The sequence below is a fragment of the Stenotrophomonas sp. YJH_SMC_82 genome (assembly GCF_059368875.1).
Window position 1 is genome coordinate 349443 of record NZ_JCAFSE010000004.1, and the last position, 16481, is coordinate 365923.

The window sequence follows — 16481 nt, forward strand, 5'->3', positions numbered from 1 at the left end:
CCGGCCAGAAGCACGCAGGAAAGGACATGAATCGCAAGGGTGACAAATCGCTGATCGTTGGCCTGGACATCGGCACCTCCAAGGTGGTGGCGCTGGTGGGCGAGTATTCGCCGGGCAACCCGATCGAAGTGATCGGCATCGGCTCGCACGAATCGCGCGGGCTGAAGCGCGGCGTGGTGGTGGACATCGAATCGACCGTGCAGTCGATCCAGCGCGCGGTGGAAGAAGCCGAGCTGATGGCCGGCTGCGAGATCCGTTCGGTGTACGCCTCGATTTCCGGCAACCACGTGCAGTGCAAGAACTCGCCGGGCATCGTGCCGATCCGCGACGGTGAAGTGACCTGGGGCGACCTGGATCGCGTGCTCGACGCGGCCAAGGCGGTGGCGATCCCGGCCGACCAGAAGATCCTCCACGCGATCCCGCGCGAGTACGTGCTGGACGATTCGCAGGAAGGCATCCGCAACCCGGTCGGCATGACCGGCGTGCGCCTGGAAGTGCATGCGCACCTGGTGGTGTGCGCGCAGTCGGCCGCGGCCAACATCAGCAAGTGCGTGCAGCGCTGCGGCCTGCAGGTGGACGACCTGGTGCTGTCCTCGCTGGCCTCCAGCGTGGCAGTGCTGACCGCCGACGAGCGCGAGCTGGGCGTGGTGCTGGTCGACATGGGCGCCGGCACCACCGACATCGCGGTGTTCGTGCAGGGTGCGATCTGCCACACCGCCTCGCTGCCGATCGCCGGCGACCACGTGACCAACGACATCGCGCACATGCTGCGCACGCCGACCCCGGAAGCCGAGCAGATCAAGGTGCGCTATGCCTGCGCCCTGGCCCAGCTGGCCACGGCCGAGGAGAGCATCCAGGTGCCGTCGGTGGGCGACCGCCCGCCGCGCCGCATGCCGCGCCATTCGCTGGCGCAGGCCGTGCAGGGCCGCTACGAGGAAATCTTCGAGATGGTGCAGGCCGAACTGCGCCGCTCCGGCTTCGAGGAGCTGGTGCGCGCCGGCATGGTGCTGACCGGTGGCGCGTCGAAGATGGAAGGCGTGGTCGAACTGGCCGAGGAAATGCTGCAGATGCCGGTGCGCGTGGGTATCCCGCAGCACGTCACCGGCCTGGGCGAAGTGGTCGGCAACCCGGTACACGCCACCGGCGTGGGCCTGCTGCTGATGGGCAGCCAGATCGAGCACCCGCGGCGGCCGTCGCTGCCCACCGGGCGCGCCGGAAGCATGTTCAAGAAACTCAAGACCTGGTTCCGCGGCGAGTTCTGACGCGGAACCCGTAAACCCGGGCCTCGCCCGGGCGCAACACCCGCAGTACCCGCATCACAACGCAGTACCGGCTACACACAACCCACACAGCCGCAACGTCGGCATGCAGCAGGACGGCAGGACGCCCGAATGCCCATGCCAGCCAAAGCGGATACAACGAGGACACGGACATGGCGCATTTTGAACTGATCGAAAAGATGGCACCCAATGCGGTGATCAAGGTGGTTGGCGTGGGCGGCGGCGGCGGCAATGCCGTGGCGCACATGGTCAACTCGGCGGTGGATGGCGTGGAATTCATCACTGCCAACACCGACTCGCAGGCCATCAAGAATTGTGGTGCCAAGCTGCAGCTGCAGCTGGGTACCAACGTGACCAAGGGCCTGGGCGCAGGCGCGAACCCGGAAGTCGGCCGCCAGGCCGCGCTGGAAGACCGTGAGCGCATCATGGACGCGCTGCAGGGCGCCGACATGGTGTTCATCACCGCCGGCATGGGCGGCGGCACCGGTACCGGCGCTGCGCCGGTGGTGGCACAGCTGGCCAAGGAAATGGGCATCCTGACCGTGGCCGTGGTCACCAAGCCGTTCCCGTTCGAAGGCCGTCGCCGCATGCAGGTGGCGCTGAAGGGCATCGAGGAACTGAGCCAGCACTGCGACTCGCTGATCACCATCCCGAACGAGAAGCTGATCACCGTGCTGGGTCGCAACGCGACCATGATCCAGGCCTTCCGCGCTGCCAACGACGTGCTGCAGGGCGCCGTGCAGGGCATCGCCGACCTGATCGTGCGTCCGGGCCTGATCAACGTCGACTTCGCCGACGTGCGCACCGTCATGTCCGAAATGGGCCTGGCGATGATGGGTACCGGCACCGCCCGTGGCGATGACCGCGCCCAGGCCGCTGCCGAATCGGCGATCCAGAACCCGCTGCTGGACGATGTGAACCTGGCTGGTGCCAACGGCATCCTGGTCAACATCACCGCCGGCGCCGATTTCACCATGGCCGAGTTCGACGAGATCGGCCGCACCATCGATGGCTTCGCTTCCGAAGATGCCACCGTGGTGGTCGGCACCGTGCTCGATCCGGACATGCAGGACGAAGTGCGCGTGACCGTGGTGGCCACCGGCCTGAACCGCGTCTCGGCCAGCAAGACCCAGCGTCCGGGCGAGCGTGCGCCGATCAAGCTGGTCCGCAACGCCACCACCGGCCAGCCGGAGTTCGGCGAGTTCGACAACGGCGGCGATGCCGTCTCCAAGGCGGTGGGTGGCATGGGCCTGGGCCTGCGTCGCGCCAGCAGCGATACCGCAGCGGCCTCCGCCCCTTCGGCCCCGGCCGCTTCGGCCCCGGCGGCGGCGGAACTGCCGAACGATTACCTGGACATCCCGGCGTTCCTGCGCCGCCAGGCGGACTAAGCGGGGCGGCCCGGGGTTGTCCTCCCCGGGTTGCGCCACCATGTCCTGAAAACGCGGGCGCCGGGCCAGGATGGGCCCGGCCGCCCTGCTTCACGCGCTTTCCAGCGGCGTGCCGGTGGATTCTGCCGGTGGCTGCAACTGGCGTTTCAGCCGGGGTAGGGGAGTGCGCGTGTTAATCTAATGTGTCACTTCCGGTCCATCCCCCATGATCCAGCAACGCACCCTCAAGAACACGATCCGCGCCACCGGCGTTGGCCTGCACAGTGGTGACAAGGTCTACATGACCCTGCGCCCGGCACCGGTCAACCATGGCATCGTGTTCCGCCGCGTGGACCTGGACCCGGTGGTGGAGGTGCCGGCCAAGGCCGAACTGGTCACCGAAGTGACCCTGTGCACCGGCCTGACCTGCAACGACGCAAAGATCCAGACCGTCGAACACCTGATGTCGGCGCTGGCCGGCCTGGGTGTGGACAACATCATCGTCGAACTGTCCTCGGCCGAGCTGCCGATCATGGACGGTTCGGCCGGCCCGTTCGTGTTCCTGCTGCAGTCGGCGGGCATCATCGAACAGGATGCGCCCAAGCGCTTCATCCGCGTGCTCAAGACCGTGGAGGTGACCGAGGGCGACAAGGTGGCCCGTTTCACCCCGTACGAGGGCTACAAGCTGGGCTTCACCATCCAGTTCGACCACCCGATGATCCCGGCCAAGCAGTCGCGGCAGGAAATCGAGTTCTCGACGCTGGCCTACACCAAGGAAATCTCCCGCGCGCGCACCTTCGGTTTCATGCGCGACCTGGAATACATGCGCGAGCGCAATCTGGGCCTGGGCGGTTCGATGGACAACGCCATCGTGCTGGACGAGTTCCGCGTGCTCAACGAAGACGGCCTGCGCTACGCCGACGAGTTCGTGCGCCACAAGATCCTTGACGCCATTGGCGACCTCTACCTGGCCGGTGGCCAGGTGCTGGGCGCCTACGAGGGCTTCAAGTCCGGCCACGCGCTCAACAACAAGCTGGTGCGGGCCCTGATGGCCGACGCCAGCGCCTGGGAATGGGTCAGCTTCGACTCGCCGACCACCCCGGATCCGGTGGAATATGCCACCCCGGCCTACGCCTGATTCCGTAGATCGTTGAATTTCAAGATAAAAACGCCGCCTTCCAGGGCGGCGTCGTTGTTTCCGGCGCTTGCGACGCATTCAGCGTGCTTGAAAGGCGTCAAGGCCGGTTCAAGGTCACGGTTTTGTGAACCTGTTGGATCGGAAGCCTGAATTTAACGAAGTTTTAACTTCAATCTAACGACAGGCCTCCGGATGGCCGCTAGGATGCGACCCGGCCCCCGAAATGTTTCACGCCGTGGTGACACGCGCGACGGGGAGCGGAGCCGGATGCTCCGTTGCCATCAGGATCGCTTCTTCGGCTTCGAGGGAACGTCCTGCAGGCAAGCCAAGGCGTCGCGTAGCCCTTTGTGCGTGGCGGCTGAAACTGCGTGGGGGCCATTCCGGTTGTCGATCGCTGGGGAGCGTGAGGGAGTGGTGGACGCAGTCTTGATGGTCACCCTGGTGGCCTTCAGCCCGATGGAACGGGCCGCGTCGAGCAACTGGGCTTCGGCAAGCCGCAACTTGGCATGCCAGACCGGGGACTCGACGAGAAAAACGAGGTGTTCCCCGTCCACATTGGCCAGCCGGCAGCGGCTGCGCAGAGGTGGCGGCAACTGGGGGCGCAACTGCCGGTCCAGCGCGTCGAGCCACAAGGCCCGACGCAGCGGGTTCCCGCTTTTGTCCGCCATTACCGCATCCAGCGCCGGTTTCGGCACTGACGCGGGGCGAACGCTGGATTTCGGCTCAGACATGAAAACTCACTGATGGCATTCAAAAAGATCGTAATCAAAACGCGTGAAGGACAGGCCAAGGCGTCGCCGATCACGCGTTTGCGGTTCTATTTCGAGGACCGCCCCCGCGCCCTGCTGGGCAGCGTGCTCGGGGTAGGCTGCATTATCGGCCTTGCCGGCGGCATTGGCGCCAGTGCGCTGAATGATTCGCGCCTGCAGGCCAAGGTCGAGCGCCAGGATGCGGAGCTGGCCAAGGTCAAGCGCGATGCGCAGACCCAGGTCAACGCGCTGGCCGCCCGCCTCGGCGAGCTGCAGGCGCAGGCCACCCGCCTGAACGCCCTCGGCGAACGGCTGACCCAGATGGGCAAGCTGGAAGATGGCGAGTTCGACTTCAACGAGACCCCCGGCCTCGGTGACGGCGACGCCGGCGGCCCGACCAGCGACATCCCGGTCAAGGACGTCAACGCCGACTTACAGGTGCTGGAGCAGCGCTTCGCTGCTTCAGGCCGCCAGTTGTCGGTGATGGAATCGCTGATGTTCGACCACCAGCTGCAGCAGAACGCCGTGCCGTCGCGCATGCCGATCCGCAACAGCTACGTGACCTCCGGCTTCGGCACCCGTGCCGACCCGTTCGGCCGCGGCGCCGCCACCCACAAGGGCATGGACTTCCACGCCAAGGTCGGTGACCCGGTGATGGCCGTGGCCGAAGGCGTGGTCAGCTTCGCTGGTGTGAAGGGCGGCTATGGCAACGTCGTCGATGTCGACCACGGTAACGGCTATGTCACCCGCTACGCGCACAATTCGCGCCTGGTGGTGAAGGCCGGTGACCTGGTCCGCGCCGGCCAGGAAGTGGCCAAGGCCGGTTCCACCGGCCGTTCGACCGGTGCCCACGTGCACTTCGAGGTGTGGGAGAACGGCAACGTGGTCAACCCGCGCAAGTTCCTCGGCGACGGCGGCAACACGCCGGTCGGCCGCGTCAGCCGCGGCTGATGCCCGGGTCGGATTCCTTCCGCGCCGCGGAAGGGCTCTGACCCGATTCGGTTGAGGGCTGGGGTCAGAGCCCTTTCGCCATGGCGAAAGGGGTCCGACCCCGCATCCGTGTTTCTTTGCCGAATCCGGGGCGATTGCGACCGGATTGGCGCTTGAAACCTCAGCCGCCCGTCCCAAGCTACAATGGGTGTTGCCATCGACAGGGCGCCAGGCGCCCTGTTTCGTTTGCGGCGGACGGATCCCAAGGGGGAGGCCGGGCGTCGTGTCCATCCAACCCGGTTCCTTCAATGATCAACAGCCTGCTTACCCGCGTATTTGGCAGTCGTAACGAACGACAGCTGCGCCAGCTCAACCGCATCGTCGCCAAGATCAATGCGCTGGAGCCGGAGATCGAGAAGCTTTCCGACGAGCAGCTTCAGGCCAAGACGCCGGAGTTCAAGCAGCGCATCGCCGGCGGTGAAGCCCTGGACAAGGTGCTGCCGGAAGCGTTCGCGGTCTGCCGCGAAGCCGGCCGCCGCGTGCTGGGCATGCGCCACTACGACGTGCAGCTGATCGGCGGCATGGTGCTTCACCTGGGCAAGATCGCAGAAATGCGCACCGGTGAAGGCAAGACCCTGGTGGCGACCCTGCCGGTGTACCTCAACGCGCTGGAAGGCAAGGGCGTGCACGTGGTCACCGTGAACGACTACCTGGCCCGCCGCGACGCCGCGCAGATGGGCAAGCTGTACAACTGGCTGGGCCTGAGCGTGGGCGTGGTGTACCCGGGCATGCCGCACAGCGACAAGCGCGAAGCCTACGCGGCCGACATCACCTACGGCACCAACAACGAATTCGGCTTCGACTACCTGCGCGACAACATGGCGCTGTCCAAGGCCGACCGTTACCAGCGCGGCCTGCACTACGCCATCGTCGACGAAGTCGACTCCATCCTGATCGACGAAGCGCGTACCCCGCTGATCATCTCCGGTCCGGCCGATGATTCCCCGGAGCTGTACATCCGCGTCAACCGCGTCGTGCCGCACCTGGTCAAGCAGGAAGCGGAAGACGGCGAAGGCGATTTCTGGGTCGACGAGAAGGGCAAGCAGGTGCACCTGTCCGAAGCGGGCATGGAGCACGCCGAGCAGCTGCTGGTTGAAGCCGGCATCCTCGACGGCGAGACCGAAGGCCTGTACGCGGCGCAGAACCTGACCGTGGTCCACCACCTCAATGCCGCCCTGCGCGCGCACGCGATCTACCAGCGTGACGTGGACTACATCGTGCGCGACGGCGAAGTGGTCATCGTCGATGAGTTCACCGGCCGTACCCTGGCCGGCCGCCGCTGGTCCGACGGCCTGCACCAGGCGGTGGAAGCGAAGGAAGGCGTGCCGGTCCAGCGCGAGAACCAGACGCTGGCGAGCATCACCTTCCAGAACCTGTTCCGCATGTACAAGAAGCTGTCCGGCATGACCGGTACGGCCGATACCGAAGCGTTCGAATTCCAGAGCATCTACGGCCTGGAAGTGGTGGTGATCCCGACCAACCGCCCGACCATCCGCAAGGACAGTCCGGACCAGGTGTTCCTCAACCGCAAGGGCAAGTTCAATGCGGTGCTGGCCGACATCGAAGAGTGCGCCAAGCGCGGCCAGCCGGTGCTGGTGGGTACCACCTCGATCGAAACCTCGGAAATGCTGTCCGAGCACCTGAGCAAGGCCGGCGTGAAGCACGAAGTGCTCAACGCCAAGCAGCATGACCGCGAAGCGACCATCGTCGCCAACGCTGGCCGCCCGGGCGCAGTGACCATCGCCACCAACATGGCCGGCCGCGGTACCGACATCGTGCTGGGCGGTTCGCTGGAAGCCGAGATCCACGCCCTGGGCGAGGACGCGACCGACGAGCAGAAGGCGGCGGTCAAGGCCGAATGGCAGAAGCGCCACGAGGCAGTGAAGGCGGCCGGCGGCCTGCACATCGTCGGCACCGAGCGCCACGAATCGCGTCGTATCGACAACCAGCTGCGCGGCCGTTCGGGCCGCCAGGGTGACCCGGGTTCGTCCCGCTTCTACCTGTCGCTGGAAGACAACCTGATGCGCATCTTCGCCTCCGACTGGGTGCAGAAGGCCATGCGCATGATGGGCATGAAGGAAGACGACGTCATCGAGGACCGCCTGGTCAGCCGCCAGATCGAAAAGGCGCAGCGCAAGGTCGAGGCCCACAACTTCGACATCCGCAAGAACCTGCTGGACTTCGACGACGTCAACAACGACCAGCGCAAGGTGATCTACGCCCAGCGCGACGAGCTGCTGGATGCCGAGTCGGTGAAGGCGAATGTCGATGGCATCCGCGACGACGTGATCTTCGACATCGTGGCGCGCTTCGTGCCGCCGAACTCGATCGACGAGCAGTGGGACCTGCGCGGCCTGGAAGCGACCCTGGAGTCGGACTTCGGCCTGCAGATGTCGCTGACCGACCTGGTCAAGGAACACGAAGAGCTGGACGCCGAGGCCATCGCCACCAAGGTCCAGGAGCGCGTCAACCAGCACTTCGCCGAGAAGGAAGCCGGCCTGGGCGAAGAAACCATGCGCGCGCTGGAGAAGCACGTGATGCTGACCGTGCTGGACCAGAGCTGGAAGGAGCACCTGGCGCGCATGGATTACCTGCGCCAGGGCATCTACCTGCGTGGTTACGCGCAGAAGCAGCCGAAGCAGGAATACAAGAAGGAAGCCTTCGAGCTGTTCTCGGACATGCTGGAGAACGTCAAGCGCGAAGTGGTGACCCTGCTGGCCCGCGTGCGCATCCGCAGCGACGAGGAAGTGCAGGCGCTGGAAGCGGCCGAGCGCCAGCAGGCGCAGGCGCGCCTGAGCCAGTCGCAGTTCCAGCACCAGGATGCCGGCGGTTACAGCGCCGACGAGGAAGCCGCGCAGGTCGAAGCCGCCCAGCAGGGCGTGGCCACGCTGCAGCGCGACGAGCCGAAGATCGGCCGCAATGATCCGTGCCCGTGCGGCAGTGGCAAGAAGTACAAGCACTGCCACGGCCAGCTGAGCTGACCCCGGAAGGCCCCGCGCAAGCGGGGCCTTCTGCTTTGGCGCGGGCGATCCGGCGCGGATTCGTGATTGCGCTGGCCGCCCTGTTCTGGGCATGCTGGCCCCATGGTTTCTCCCACCCGATCGATCCATGTCGTGGCCGCCGTCATCACCGACGCCCGTGGCCGCGTGCTGCTCAACCGCCGTACCGAGAACCGCGACATGGCTGGCCTGTGGGAGTTCCCCGGCGGCAAGCGCGAATCCGGCGAGACCTCCGAACAGGCGCTGGTGCGTGAACTGCGCGAAGAGCTGGGCATCGAGGCCGATGTCGGGCCCTGGCTGATGGATGTGCCGCAGCGCTATCCGGACAAGCACCTGACCCTGGAAGTGCGCCACGTGCGCAGCTGGAAGGGCACACCGCGCGGGCGCGAGGGCCAGGCGATCACCTGGGTGGCGCAGGACAAGCTGGGCCGCTATTCCATGCCGCCGGCCGACCTGCCGGTGGTGGCCGCACTGCGCCAACCGGATCGCTACCTCATCACGCCGGCGCCGGCCGAAGATGCCGGCGGCGTGCAGCACTGGCATGAACGGCTGCAGCAGGCAGTGGCGGCGGGCCAGCAGCGCATCCAGCTGCGCCTGCCGCCGGAGCATCCGCAACGGCAGGCGATGATCGAACAGGCCGTGCGCGCGCATCGTCGCGGCGTGCAGTGGCTGCTCAACCGCGATGTCGCGTTGGCCCGCACACTGGGCGTGGGCGTGCACCTGGGCAGCGAGCAGTTGCTGGCCCTGCAGGAGCGGCCCTTGCCGGAAGGACAGCTGGTCGCCGCGTCCTGCCACGACCTGGAGCAGCTGCAGGCGGCGCAGCAGCTGGGCTGCGACTTCGCGGTGCTCGGCCCGGTGCAGGCCACGGCCAGCCATCCCGGGGCGGTGCCGCTGGGCTGGGAGGCCTTCGCTGCGCTGCGCGCGCAGGTGTCGCTGCCGATCTACGCGTTGGGCGGCATGGCCGCCGGCCATATCGCCGAAGCGCGTCGGCATGGCGGGCAGGGCATCGCTGCGATTCGTGGGCTGTGGCCGGCGTGAGCCGGCATGCAGGGTCAGATCCCTGCGCAGCAGGGCTCTGACCCCATCGCGGCAATCTGGGGTCGGAGCCCTTTCCGCTGGAAGGGATCCGACCCCTCCCGATCACAACGTGATCCAGAAGCATCCGTATTGCCGCCGCAATCCCAGCACCGTGGACGCTCGCGACGCGCTGCCGGGCAGCGTCTGCTCCAGGCGCAGGCCGACCGGATGCCGTGGCGCTGGCGGCTCAGGGTCGGATTCCTGCGCCGCAGGGCTCTGACCCTCTTCCTGCGAGGACGCCAGCCCCTGTGGCGGATACACCGGCACCACGTCCACCAGTGGCCGCCGTGCCAAGGATTCCAACTGGCCGAGGATGCGCTGCGCGCCGGCATCGGAGACCGCACCCCACAGGTACAGCGAGGACAGCCGGTTCACATCGTTGCTGACGATGCCGGTGCGCAGTGCGTCCACCAGCTCGCTCAGGCGTCGTGGGCAGCGCGCACCCAGGGTGTCGCGTGGCAGGGTGCTGCCGGTGGGCGCGGGCGGTGGCAATCGCGACCGGGCGCCAACGCTGTCGCAGGGGCGGTCGGTATACACGCTCTGCCCCTGCGCATCGGTGCAGCGGTTCAAGCGCGGGGACTGCGCATGGACAATGCTCGATACCGAACACAACGACAGCAGCAACAGCAGGAAGGAAAACCGGTTCATCGGCGCAGGGTAGCGCCGATCGCGGTGGCATGGCGTGCTTTCAGCCGTGCAGCAGCTTCAACACCGACGTGGTCGGCTTGGCCAGGTTCAAGGTGTAGAAGTGCAGGCCCGGCGCGCCGCCCTCGATCAGGCGCTGGCACAGTTTGGCCACCACTTCGGTACCGAACGCCCGCACCGATTCGGCGTCATCGCCATAGGCCTGCATCTTGCGGCTGATCCAGCGCGGGATCTCCGCACCGCATTGCTCGGAGAAGCGGCGCAGCTGGCTGAAGTTGGCGATCGGCATGATGCCGGGCGTGATCGGCACCTGCACGCCGAGCCGGCGCACGGCATCGACGAAGTGGAAGTACGCATCCGGGTTGTAGAAATACTGGGTGATCGCCGCGTCGGCGCCGGCATCGATCTTGGCCTTGAAGTGCTTCAGGTCGGCCAGTGCATCGGAGGCCTGTGGATGGGTCTCCGGATAGGCACCGACTTCGATGCGGAAGGCGGTGCCGTGTTCGGCGCGGATGAAGTCGATCAGCTCGGCGGCGTAGCGCATGTCACCGGGGAAGCCCATGCCGGAGGGCAGGTCGCCGCGCAGCGCGACCAGGCGATGGCAGCCGATGGCGCGGTACAGCTTGAGCAGTTCGCGGATTTCCTGGCGGGTGCCGCCGACACAGGACAGGTGCGGTGCTGCCTCGAAGCCGTGGTGCTGGTTGAGGTGGCGCACGGTCTCGGAGGTATAGCTCAGGGTCGAGCCACCGGCGCCGAAGGTACAGGACACGTACTCGGGGTCGTAGTCCTTCAGCCTGGCCGCGGCGCGGTCCAGCTGGCTGCGCTGTTCGTCGGTCTTGGGCGGATAGAACTCGAAGCTGATGGCGGTCATGGCACGGGCGGCAGCGGCGGGTGCGGGTCAGTATATCGCTTCATCAAGATGGATGTTAGTTGGCTGCATGGACTGGCACCGTCCGCCGCCGGCGACCGTTTGCCCGGGTCTGCGGCCGTTGCTCCGGAATCGCAACCTGGCTGCCGTAGCCGGGCGCACGCTGCTCCCATCCCGGCACCCCCCACCTGATGAAGGAGCACACGATGAAGATCTTCCTGGCACTCTGGTACGCGATGAAGGCCCTGGCCCGGCTGGCGATGATCGGCATGGCGATGGCCGTGCTCGGCTCCGGTTCCGCGCATGCCGCCACCGGCTCGACCGCTGGCAAGGTACAGGTCGAGGTGGTCGGCATGGGGCGACCGCTGCTGATGATCCCCGGCCTCAACAGCAGCGCCGAGGCCTGGCGCGAGACCTGCCTGGCCCTGAAGGACGTGCAGTGCCACCTGGTGCAGTTGCCGGGCTTTGCTGGCGCGGCAGCGGCCGACCCGCGCCCGGCCGGCTTCCTGCCGGCGATGCGCGGGCAGCTGCTGGCCTACCTGCATGACCAGCACCTGGGGCCGGTGGTGGTGGTCGGCCACAGCCTCGGTGGCGTGCTGGGCCTGCAGATGGCGCAGGCCGAGCCGAAGGCGATCAGCGCACTGGTGGTGGTCGATGCCCTGCCGTTCCTGCCGGCGGCGCGCGACCCGAGTGCCACCGCTGACAGCGTGCGGCCGATGGCCGACCAGCTGCGCAAGGGCATGCTGGCCGCCGACGCCGCGCAATGGCAGGCGCAGTTGAAGGCGGGCCTGCCGGGCATGACCCGCGATCCGCGGCGCCAGGCCGAACTGGGCCGCTGGGGCGAAGCCAGCGACCGCCAGACCACGGCCGATGCGATGCATGCGGTGATGACCACCGACCTGCGCGACAGCATCGCTTCGATCACCGCGCCGACGCTGGTGCTCGGCAGCTGGGCCGGCTACCAGCCGATGGGCGGCACCGAGGACGGCACGCGTGCGGTGTTCCAGGCCCAGTACGCGAAACTGCAGGGCGTGCAGATCGCGATGAGCGCGCAGGGTTTCCACTTCCTGATGTGGGATGATCCGCGCTGGTTGCAGGAACAGGTGCAGCGTTTCCTCGCCGCGCATCCCTGACCCTTGTCCGCCCTCCTGCCACCGCCGAGAGCCCGCATGGACGCCACCACGCCTTCCCGCCGTTTCTGGACGCTCAATGCACTGGCATGGGCCGGCTATGCGCTGTACGGGCTGTGGGTCGGCATGCGGATCGGTGGCGGCATCGTGTTCAGTGGCATCGTGCTGATCACCGTCAGCGTGGCGGTCTCACTCTGGCTGTGCAGCGGCGCATTGCGTTCGGTTGCACTGCGCCAGCGCTGGTGGGAGGGCAGCCTGGGCAGCCTGGTGCTGAAACTGGCTGCCGGCGTGGTGCTCGGGGCCAGCGTCGCACAGGCGGTAACGGCGGCGCTGCTGCTGCCGGCGCTGGCGCTGGGTTGGGTGCAGCTGCCTGGCGGCCATGCGGATTACCAGTGGTCTTCGGTGCTGCTGTATTGGATGAACACCGCGTTGTTCCTGCTGGTGTGGACCGGTTTGTGGGCGGGCCTGCACGGCCTGCGGCGGGCACGCCACAGCGAGCTGGCACGCCTGCGCGCCGAAGCCGAACGCAGTGTGCTGGAACGTGACGCACTGCGTGCGCGGCTCAATCCGCATTTCATGTTCAATGCGCTGAACAACCTGCGTGCGCTGATCCTGGAAGACCCGGAACGGGCCCGTGACATGGTCACCCGCCTGTCGCGCACGCTGCGCCAGGCGCTCGCCCACAACCGCAGCGAGCAGGTCACGCTGGCCGAGGAACTGGCGGTGGTCGATGATTACCTGGCCATCGAGGCGGTCCATTTCGAACAGCGCCTGCAGGTGCGGCAGCAGATCGATGCCGATGCCACGCAGGCGCAGCTGCCGGCGATGGCGTTGCAGTTGCTGGTGGAGAACGCGATCAAGCACGGTATCGCCAGCCGTCCCGGCGGCGGCGAGGTGCAGATCCGCGCCACGCTGGACAATGACGTGCTGCGGTTGCAGGTGGACAATCCACTTCCAACCGGCAGCGAACCCACCCATGGCCATGGCGTCGGCCTGGCCTACCTGCGTGCGCAGCTGGGCATGCGTGGCCGATTCGTGCTGCAACCGGCCGGTGACCGCATGCAGGCCCTGCTGGAGATTCCGCAATGACTGGCATGCTGCGCGTGTTGATCGTCGATGACGCACGGCTGGCCCGGCAGGAGCTGCGCACGCTGCTGTCGGCGCTGCCGTGGGTGCAGTGCGTGGGCGAGGCCGACGACGTGCCCGCCGCACGCGAGGCGATCACCACGCTGGCACCGGACCTGGTGCTGCTGGATGTGCAGATGCCCTCCGGCAGTGGTTTCGACGTGCTGGACGGCCTGGACACGGTGCCGGCCGTGGTCTTCGTCACCGCCTACGACACCTATGCGGTGCGTGCGTTCCAGGCCAACGCGCTGGACTACCTGGTGAAGCCGGTGGAGGCGCCGCGGCTGCTGGAAGCGCTCGAGCGGGCGCGGCAGTGCGAGGCGGTTGCGGCCGACGTGCCGGAATCGCGCGGCACGCTGGGCGCGCACGACCAGGTGTTCGTGCGCGAGGGTGAACGCTGCTGGTTCGTGGCAGTCTCCGAGATCCGTCGGCTGGTGGTGGATGGCAACTACACGCGGCTGTGGTTCCGCGACCAGAACGCACTGCTGACCCGCAGCCTGAGCGCGCTGGAAGCACGCCTGCCGCCGGATCTTTTCTTCCGCGCCAACCGCAACACACTGGTCAACCTGCGCCGTATCCGTGGGGTGTCGCCCAGCATCGGCGACGGCTATGACCTGACGCTGGATGATGGCAGCGAGGTGGAGGTATCGCGGCGGCAGGCACGCGAGCTGCGCGAGCGGATGGCGTTGTAGGTGCTGCCAGCGGTTACCCTGTGCAGCGGATTCCCAGATCACGCCGCGCCATGTCCATCGTCCTCACCGATTTCGCCCGTCCCCGCCTGTTCCCGCGCGTGCCACGCGGCAATACCATCCAGGACTGCACTGCCGAGCAGTTCGAGGCACACCTCAATGCGCACGCGCCGCTGAAGGTGCTCGACGGCTACGCCCCGTTCTGCAAGTTGTTCGTCTACGAGAACTGGACCAGCACGCGCTGCCTGACGGTGCCGGTCACCGAGGCCAACCGCCACCAGCTGCGCAGCGGCTACGAAGCGCGCAACCGCGAGGAACTGCCGGTACTGGTGCGCTGGTTCGAGGGCGTGGAGTCGCCGCGCGCGAACTACCTGGTGGTGATCCTGTACAACGCCGAGCAGCTGGCCAGGGAAGGCTCACCGATCGAAGCCGACTGGGGCATCGTCGGCTGCATCTACACCGCCGAACCGGAAGAAGTGCCGATGGCGCCGATCACCATGATGCGCAATGCGCTGGGCGTGGAGGAGGGCGGTTCCGGCGTGCCATTGGACAAGGAGGCCTACCGGCGCTCGGTGGAGTTCTGGGAGAACAACGCCAACTGGCGGCCGGGGTCGGATCCCCGCATCGCAGGGCTCTGACCCGATCATTCGAGCCCCCGGTCGAAGCCTTTCCCTGAGGAGGGGATCCGATCCCAGGCGCGCGCTATGATCGGGCCAGGCAAACCCAAGGAGGGCGGGGCATGGCGGTCTGGGCAAGGATGATCCTGATGTTGCTGGCGGGCACGCTGCCCGCCACCCCGGTACTGGCCGCGAAGCCTCCTGCCGGGATGGCCTGCGAACCCATGGCACGCCTTCCCGGGCTGCGCGATGCAGGCGTGACCGCGCTGTCGATGCAGCCGCAGGACGGCCGCTGCGTGATTGAAGTGGCGGCGGCCAATGGCAACGCGCTGCGTCGGCAGCAACGAATGCTGGAGGCGCTGGTGCAGCATGCCTGCGCCGCGCCGGCGCACGTGACCGTGAATGAGGTGCAGGTATCCCTGCAGCTGCGCCTGCCGACGCCCTGCACGGCACGCAGCAACCGGGATCTGTTCGCGGGTGAAGGTATTCCCTGGCTGCCTCCACGCGGCGTGTCGCCGCGCTATCCGGTGGAGGCCATGCGGCAGGGGCTGTCCGGCCGCAGCATGCTGAAGGCGTTGGTCGATGCGCGGGGGCGCGTTGCGGCCGTGATCGTGGAGACCTCCAGCGGTCATGCGTTGCTGGATGACGCTGCAGCGGAGGAGCTGCAGGGCTGGCGTTTCAGCCGCGCCGATGCGAAGGGTACGGTGCCGGCGTTGACCCTCGTGCGCATGCCGATGCGGTATGAATTCGTGGAGTGAGCGTCATCCATGCATGGCATGGATCTGGACGTACCGCAGCGGAGCCACGCCGTGCGTGGCTGCATCACTGTCAGAGGCGCTTCCACTCCCACCACGGGTAGTGGTATTCACGCTCGGTGGCGCTCCACGGCTGCGTGCAGGACGTGCACGTCACCCGGTAGCACTCACCCCAGCCATCCTCGGCCTCGCCTCGTCCGAGCAGCAGCACGTGGCCCTGTTCCAGCAGCGGTGCAGGGTTGAAGAACACATAAGAAGGGTAGAGTGCGCACAGGCACCCCTCACGCGCCCGCCAGTAGCGCAGCCGTTGCAGGGCCGCCTTCAGGTGCGCCTGGTTGCTGATCAGCATGCCGCCAAGTGCGATGCCCTCGCAGTTGCGTTCGATCGTATCCACATGTGCGACCAACGCGTCCAACGATGCGGTGCTGAACAGCCGTGCCACCGTGCGTGCGGCATCGGTGATGCGCGTGGCATCGCGCGACAGCAGGTCCTGCAGCAGCACGTCGGCCTGTGCATCGTCGAGCCGGGGTACCGGCGCTGCAGACCACGGCCAGCGCATCAGCGTGACTTGCCGATGGCAGCGTAGTGGCCGGCGGTGAGGCGCAGAAGGTCGGCCGGTGCCAGTTCTACCTCGAGGCCGCGGCGCCCGGCGCTGACATGCAGCGCGGGCAGCGCTTCGGCACTGGCGTCCAGGAACGTGCGCAGGCGCTTCTTCTGCCCCAGCGGGCTGATGCCACCGACCAGGTAGCCGGTCGCGCGCTGTGCGGCATCGGCGGCGGCCATCTCGCACTTCTTGCAGCCGGCGGCTTCGGCCAGCGCCTTCAGGTCAAGCTGGCCGGCGACCGGCACGATCGCCACCAGCAGTTCGTGTGCTTCCGTGCTGGCCAGCAGGGTCTTGAACACCTGGGCCGGGTCGAGGCCGAGCTTGTCGACGGCTTCGCCGCCATACGATTCGGCGTGGGCGTCGTGCACGTAGCTGCGCACGGTGTGGGCGATCTTCTCGCGCTTGAGCAGGTTGATGGCCGGGGTCATGGGCGCATCCTAGCGCGAGG

Annotated in this window: 16 protein-coding genes; 11 read left to right on the top strand and 5 right to left on the bottom strand. The window is 67.2% G+C overall.

The window, feature by feature from the left end; translation table 11 throughout:
- The first annotated feature begins 26 nt into the window (after window positions 1–26).
- The 3 genes from ftsA to lpxC all read left to right on the top strand — a co-directional run bounded on the left by ftsA (window position 27) and on the right by lpxC (window position 3785).
- Window positions 27–1262: a cell division protein FtsA gene (gene ftsA, locus AC5P53_RS16875; protein WP_005408083.1), complete on the top strand. Its 1236-nt coding sequence runs from the start codon at window positions 27–29 to the stop codon at window positions 1260–1262.
- A 170-nt stretch (window positions 1263–1432) separates the two neighbouring features.
- On the top strand, window positions 1433–2668 hold the full coding sequence (gene ftsZ, locus AC5P53_RS16880) for a cell division protein FtsZ (RefSeq protein ID WP_005415297.1): 1236 nt from the start codon (window positions 1433–1435) through the stop codon (window positions 2666–2668).
- A gap of 205 nt (window positions 2669–2873) precedes the next feature.
- Window positions 2874–3785: a UDP-3-O-acyl-N-acetylglucosamine deacetylase gene (gene lpxC, locus AC5P53_RS16885; protein ID WP_049440195.1), complete on the top strand. Its 912-nt coding sequence runs from the start codon at window positions 2874–2876 to the stop codon at window positions 3783–3785.
- Window positions 3786–4066: 281 nt separating this feature from the next.
- Here lpxC and AC5P53_RS16890 read toward each other — a convergent pair whose 3' ends face one another.
- Window positions 4067–4516, bottom strand: a complete 450-nt coding sequence (locus tag AC5P53_RS16890) for a DciA family protein (RefSeq protein ID WP_032956682.1) — start codon at window positions 4514–4516, stop codon at window positions 4067–4069.
- Between the two features lie 12 nt (window positions 4517–4528).
- On the opposite strand from AC5P53_RS16890, the gene AC5P53_RS16895 reads away from it, so the two are divergent.
- From AC5P53_RS16895 to AC5P53_RS16905, 3 genes are all read left to right on the top strand, one after another.
- Complete coding sequence (locus AC5P53_RS16895) at window positions 4529–5485, top strand: M23 family metallopeptidase (protein ID WP_014645946.1); 957 nt, start codon at window positions 4529–4531, stop codon at window positions 5483–5485.
- 287 nt (window positions 5486–5772) lie between these two features.
- Complete coding sequence (gene secA, locus AC5P53_RS16900) at window positions 5773–8505, top strand: preprotein translocase subunit SecA (RefSeq protein ID WP_014645947.1); 2733 nt, start codon at window positions 5773–5775, stop codon at window positions 8503–8505.
- A gap of 102 nt (window positions 8506–8607) precedes the next feature.
- Window positions 8608–9561 (top strand): Nudix family hydrolase, encoded by a 954-nt coding sequence (locus AC5P53_RS16905; protein ID WP_049406070.1) that lies wholly within the window; start codon window positions 8608–8610, stop codon window positions 9559–9561.
- A gap of 102 nt (window positions 9562–9663) precedes the next feature.
- Here AC5P53_RS16905 and AC5P53_RS16910 read toward each other — a convergent pair whose 3' ends face one another.
- Together AC5P53_RS16910 and metF are read right to left on the bottom strand one after the other, a co-directional pair.
- Window positions 9664–10248, bottom strand: coding sequence for a DUF4124 domain-containing protein (locus AC5P53_RS16910; protein ID WP_075076538.1), 585 nt, complete (start codon window positions 10246–10248; stop codon window positions 9664–9666).
- Between the two features lie 40 nt (window positions 10249–10288).
- Window positions 10289–11116: a methylenetetrahydrofolate reductase [NAD(P)H] gene (gene metF / locus AC5P53_RS16915; protein WP_014645950.1), complete on the bottom strand. Its 828-nt coding sequence runs from the start codon at window positions 11114–11116 to the stop codon at window positions 10289–10291.
- A 203-nt stretch (window positions 11117–11319) separates the two neighbouring features.
- Between metF and AC5P53_RS16920 the strand changes: the two genes are divergently transcribed.
- The 5 genes from AC5P53_RS16920 to AC5P53_RS16940 all read left to right on the top strand — a co-directional run bounded on the left by AC5P53_RS16920 (window position 11320) and on the right by AC5P53_RS16940 (window position 15432).
- The gene (locus tag AC5P53_RS16920; RefSeq protein ID WP_049406074.1) at window positions 11320–12246 is read left to right on the top strand and encodes an alpha/beta fold hydrolase; all 927 of its coding nucleotides are present in this window, start codon (window positions 11320–11322) and stop codon (window positions 12244–12246) included.
- A 36-nt stretch (window positions 12247–12282) separates the two neighbouring features.
- Window positions 12283–13332, top strand: coding sequence for a sensor histidine kinase (locus tag AC5P53_RS16925; RefSeq protein ID WP_241887624.1), 1050 nt, complete (start codon window positions 12283–12285; stop codon window positions 13330–13332).
- Window positions 13329–14060 carry a LytR/AlgR family response regulator transcription factor gene (locus AC5P53_RS16930; RefSeq protein ID WP_014645953.1) on the top strand — a complete coding sequence of 244 codons (732 nt, stop codon included), beginning with the start codon at window positions 13329–13331 and terminating at the stop codon, window positions 14058–14060. Before AC5P53_RS16925 ends, AC5P53_RS16930 begins: the two co-directional genes overlap by 4 nt.
- Before the next feature lie 50 nt (window positions 14061–14110).
- Window positions 14111–14695 carry a DUF3228 family protein gene (locus AC5P53_RS16935; RefSeq protein WP_014645954.1) on the top strand — a complete coding sequence of 195 codons (585 nt, stop codon included), beginning with the start codon at window positions 14111–14113 and terminating at the stop codon, window positions 14693–14695.
- Window positions 14696–14796: 101 nt separating this feature from the next.
- The gene (locus AC5P53_RS16940; RefSeq protein ID WP_241887625.1) at window positions 14797–15432 is read left to right on the top strand and encodes an energy transducer TonB; all 636 of its coding nucleotides are present in this window, start codon (window positions 14797–14799) and stop codon (window positions 15430–15432) included.
- 70 nt (window positions 15433–15502) lie between these two features.
- Here the strand turns inward: AC5P53_RS16940 and AC5P53_RS16945 are convergent, their stop codons facing one another.
- Together AC5P53_RS16945 and ybaK are read right to left on the bottom strand one after the other, a co-directional pair.
- Complete coding sequence (locus tag AC5P53_RS16945; RefSeq protein WP_049440185.1) at window positions 15503–15988, bottom strand: hypothetical protein; 486 nt, start codon at window positions 15986–15988, stop codon at window positions 15503–15505.
- Window positions 15988–16461 (bottom strand): Cys-tRNA(Pro) deacylase, encoded by a 474-nt coding sequence (gene ybaK / locus AC5P53_RS16950; RefSeq protein ID WP_014645957.1) that lies wholly within the window; start codon window positions 16459–16461, stop codon window positions 15988–15990. Before ybaK ends, AC5P53_RS16945 begins: the two co-directional genes overlap by 1 nt.
- Window positions 16462–16481: the final 20 nt, after the last annotated feature.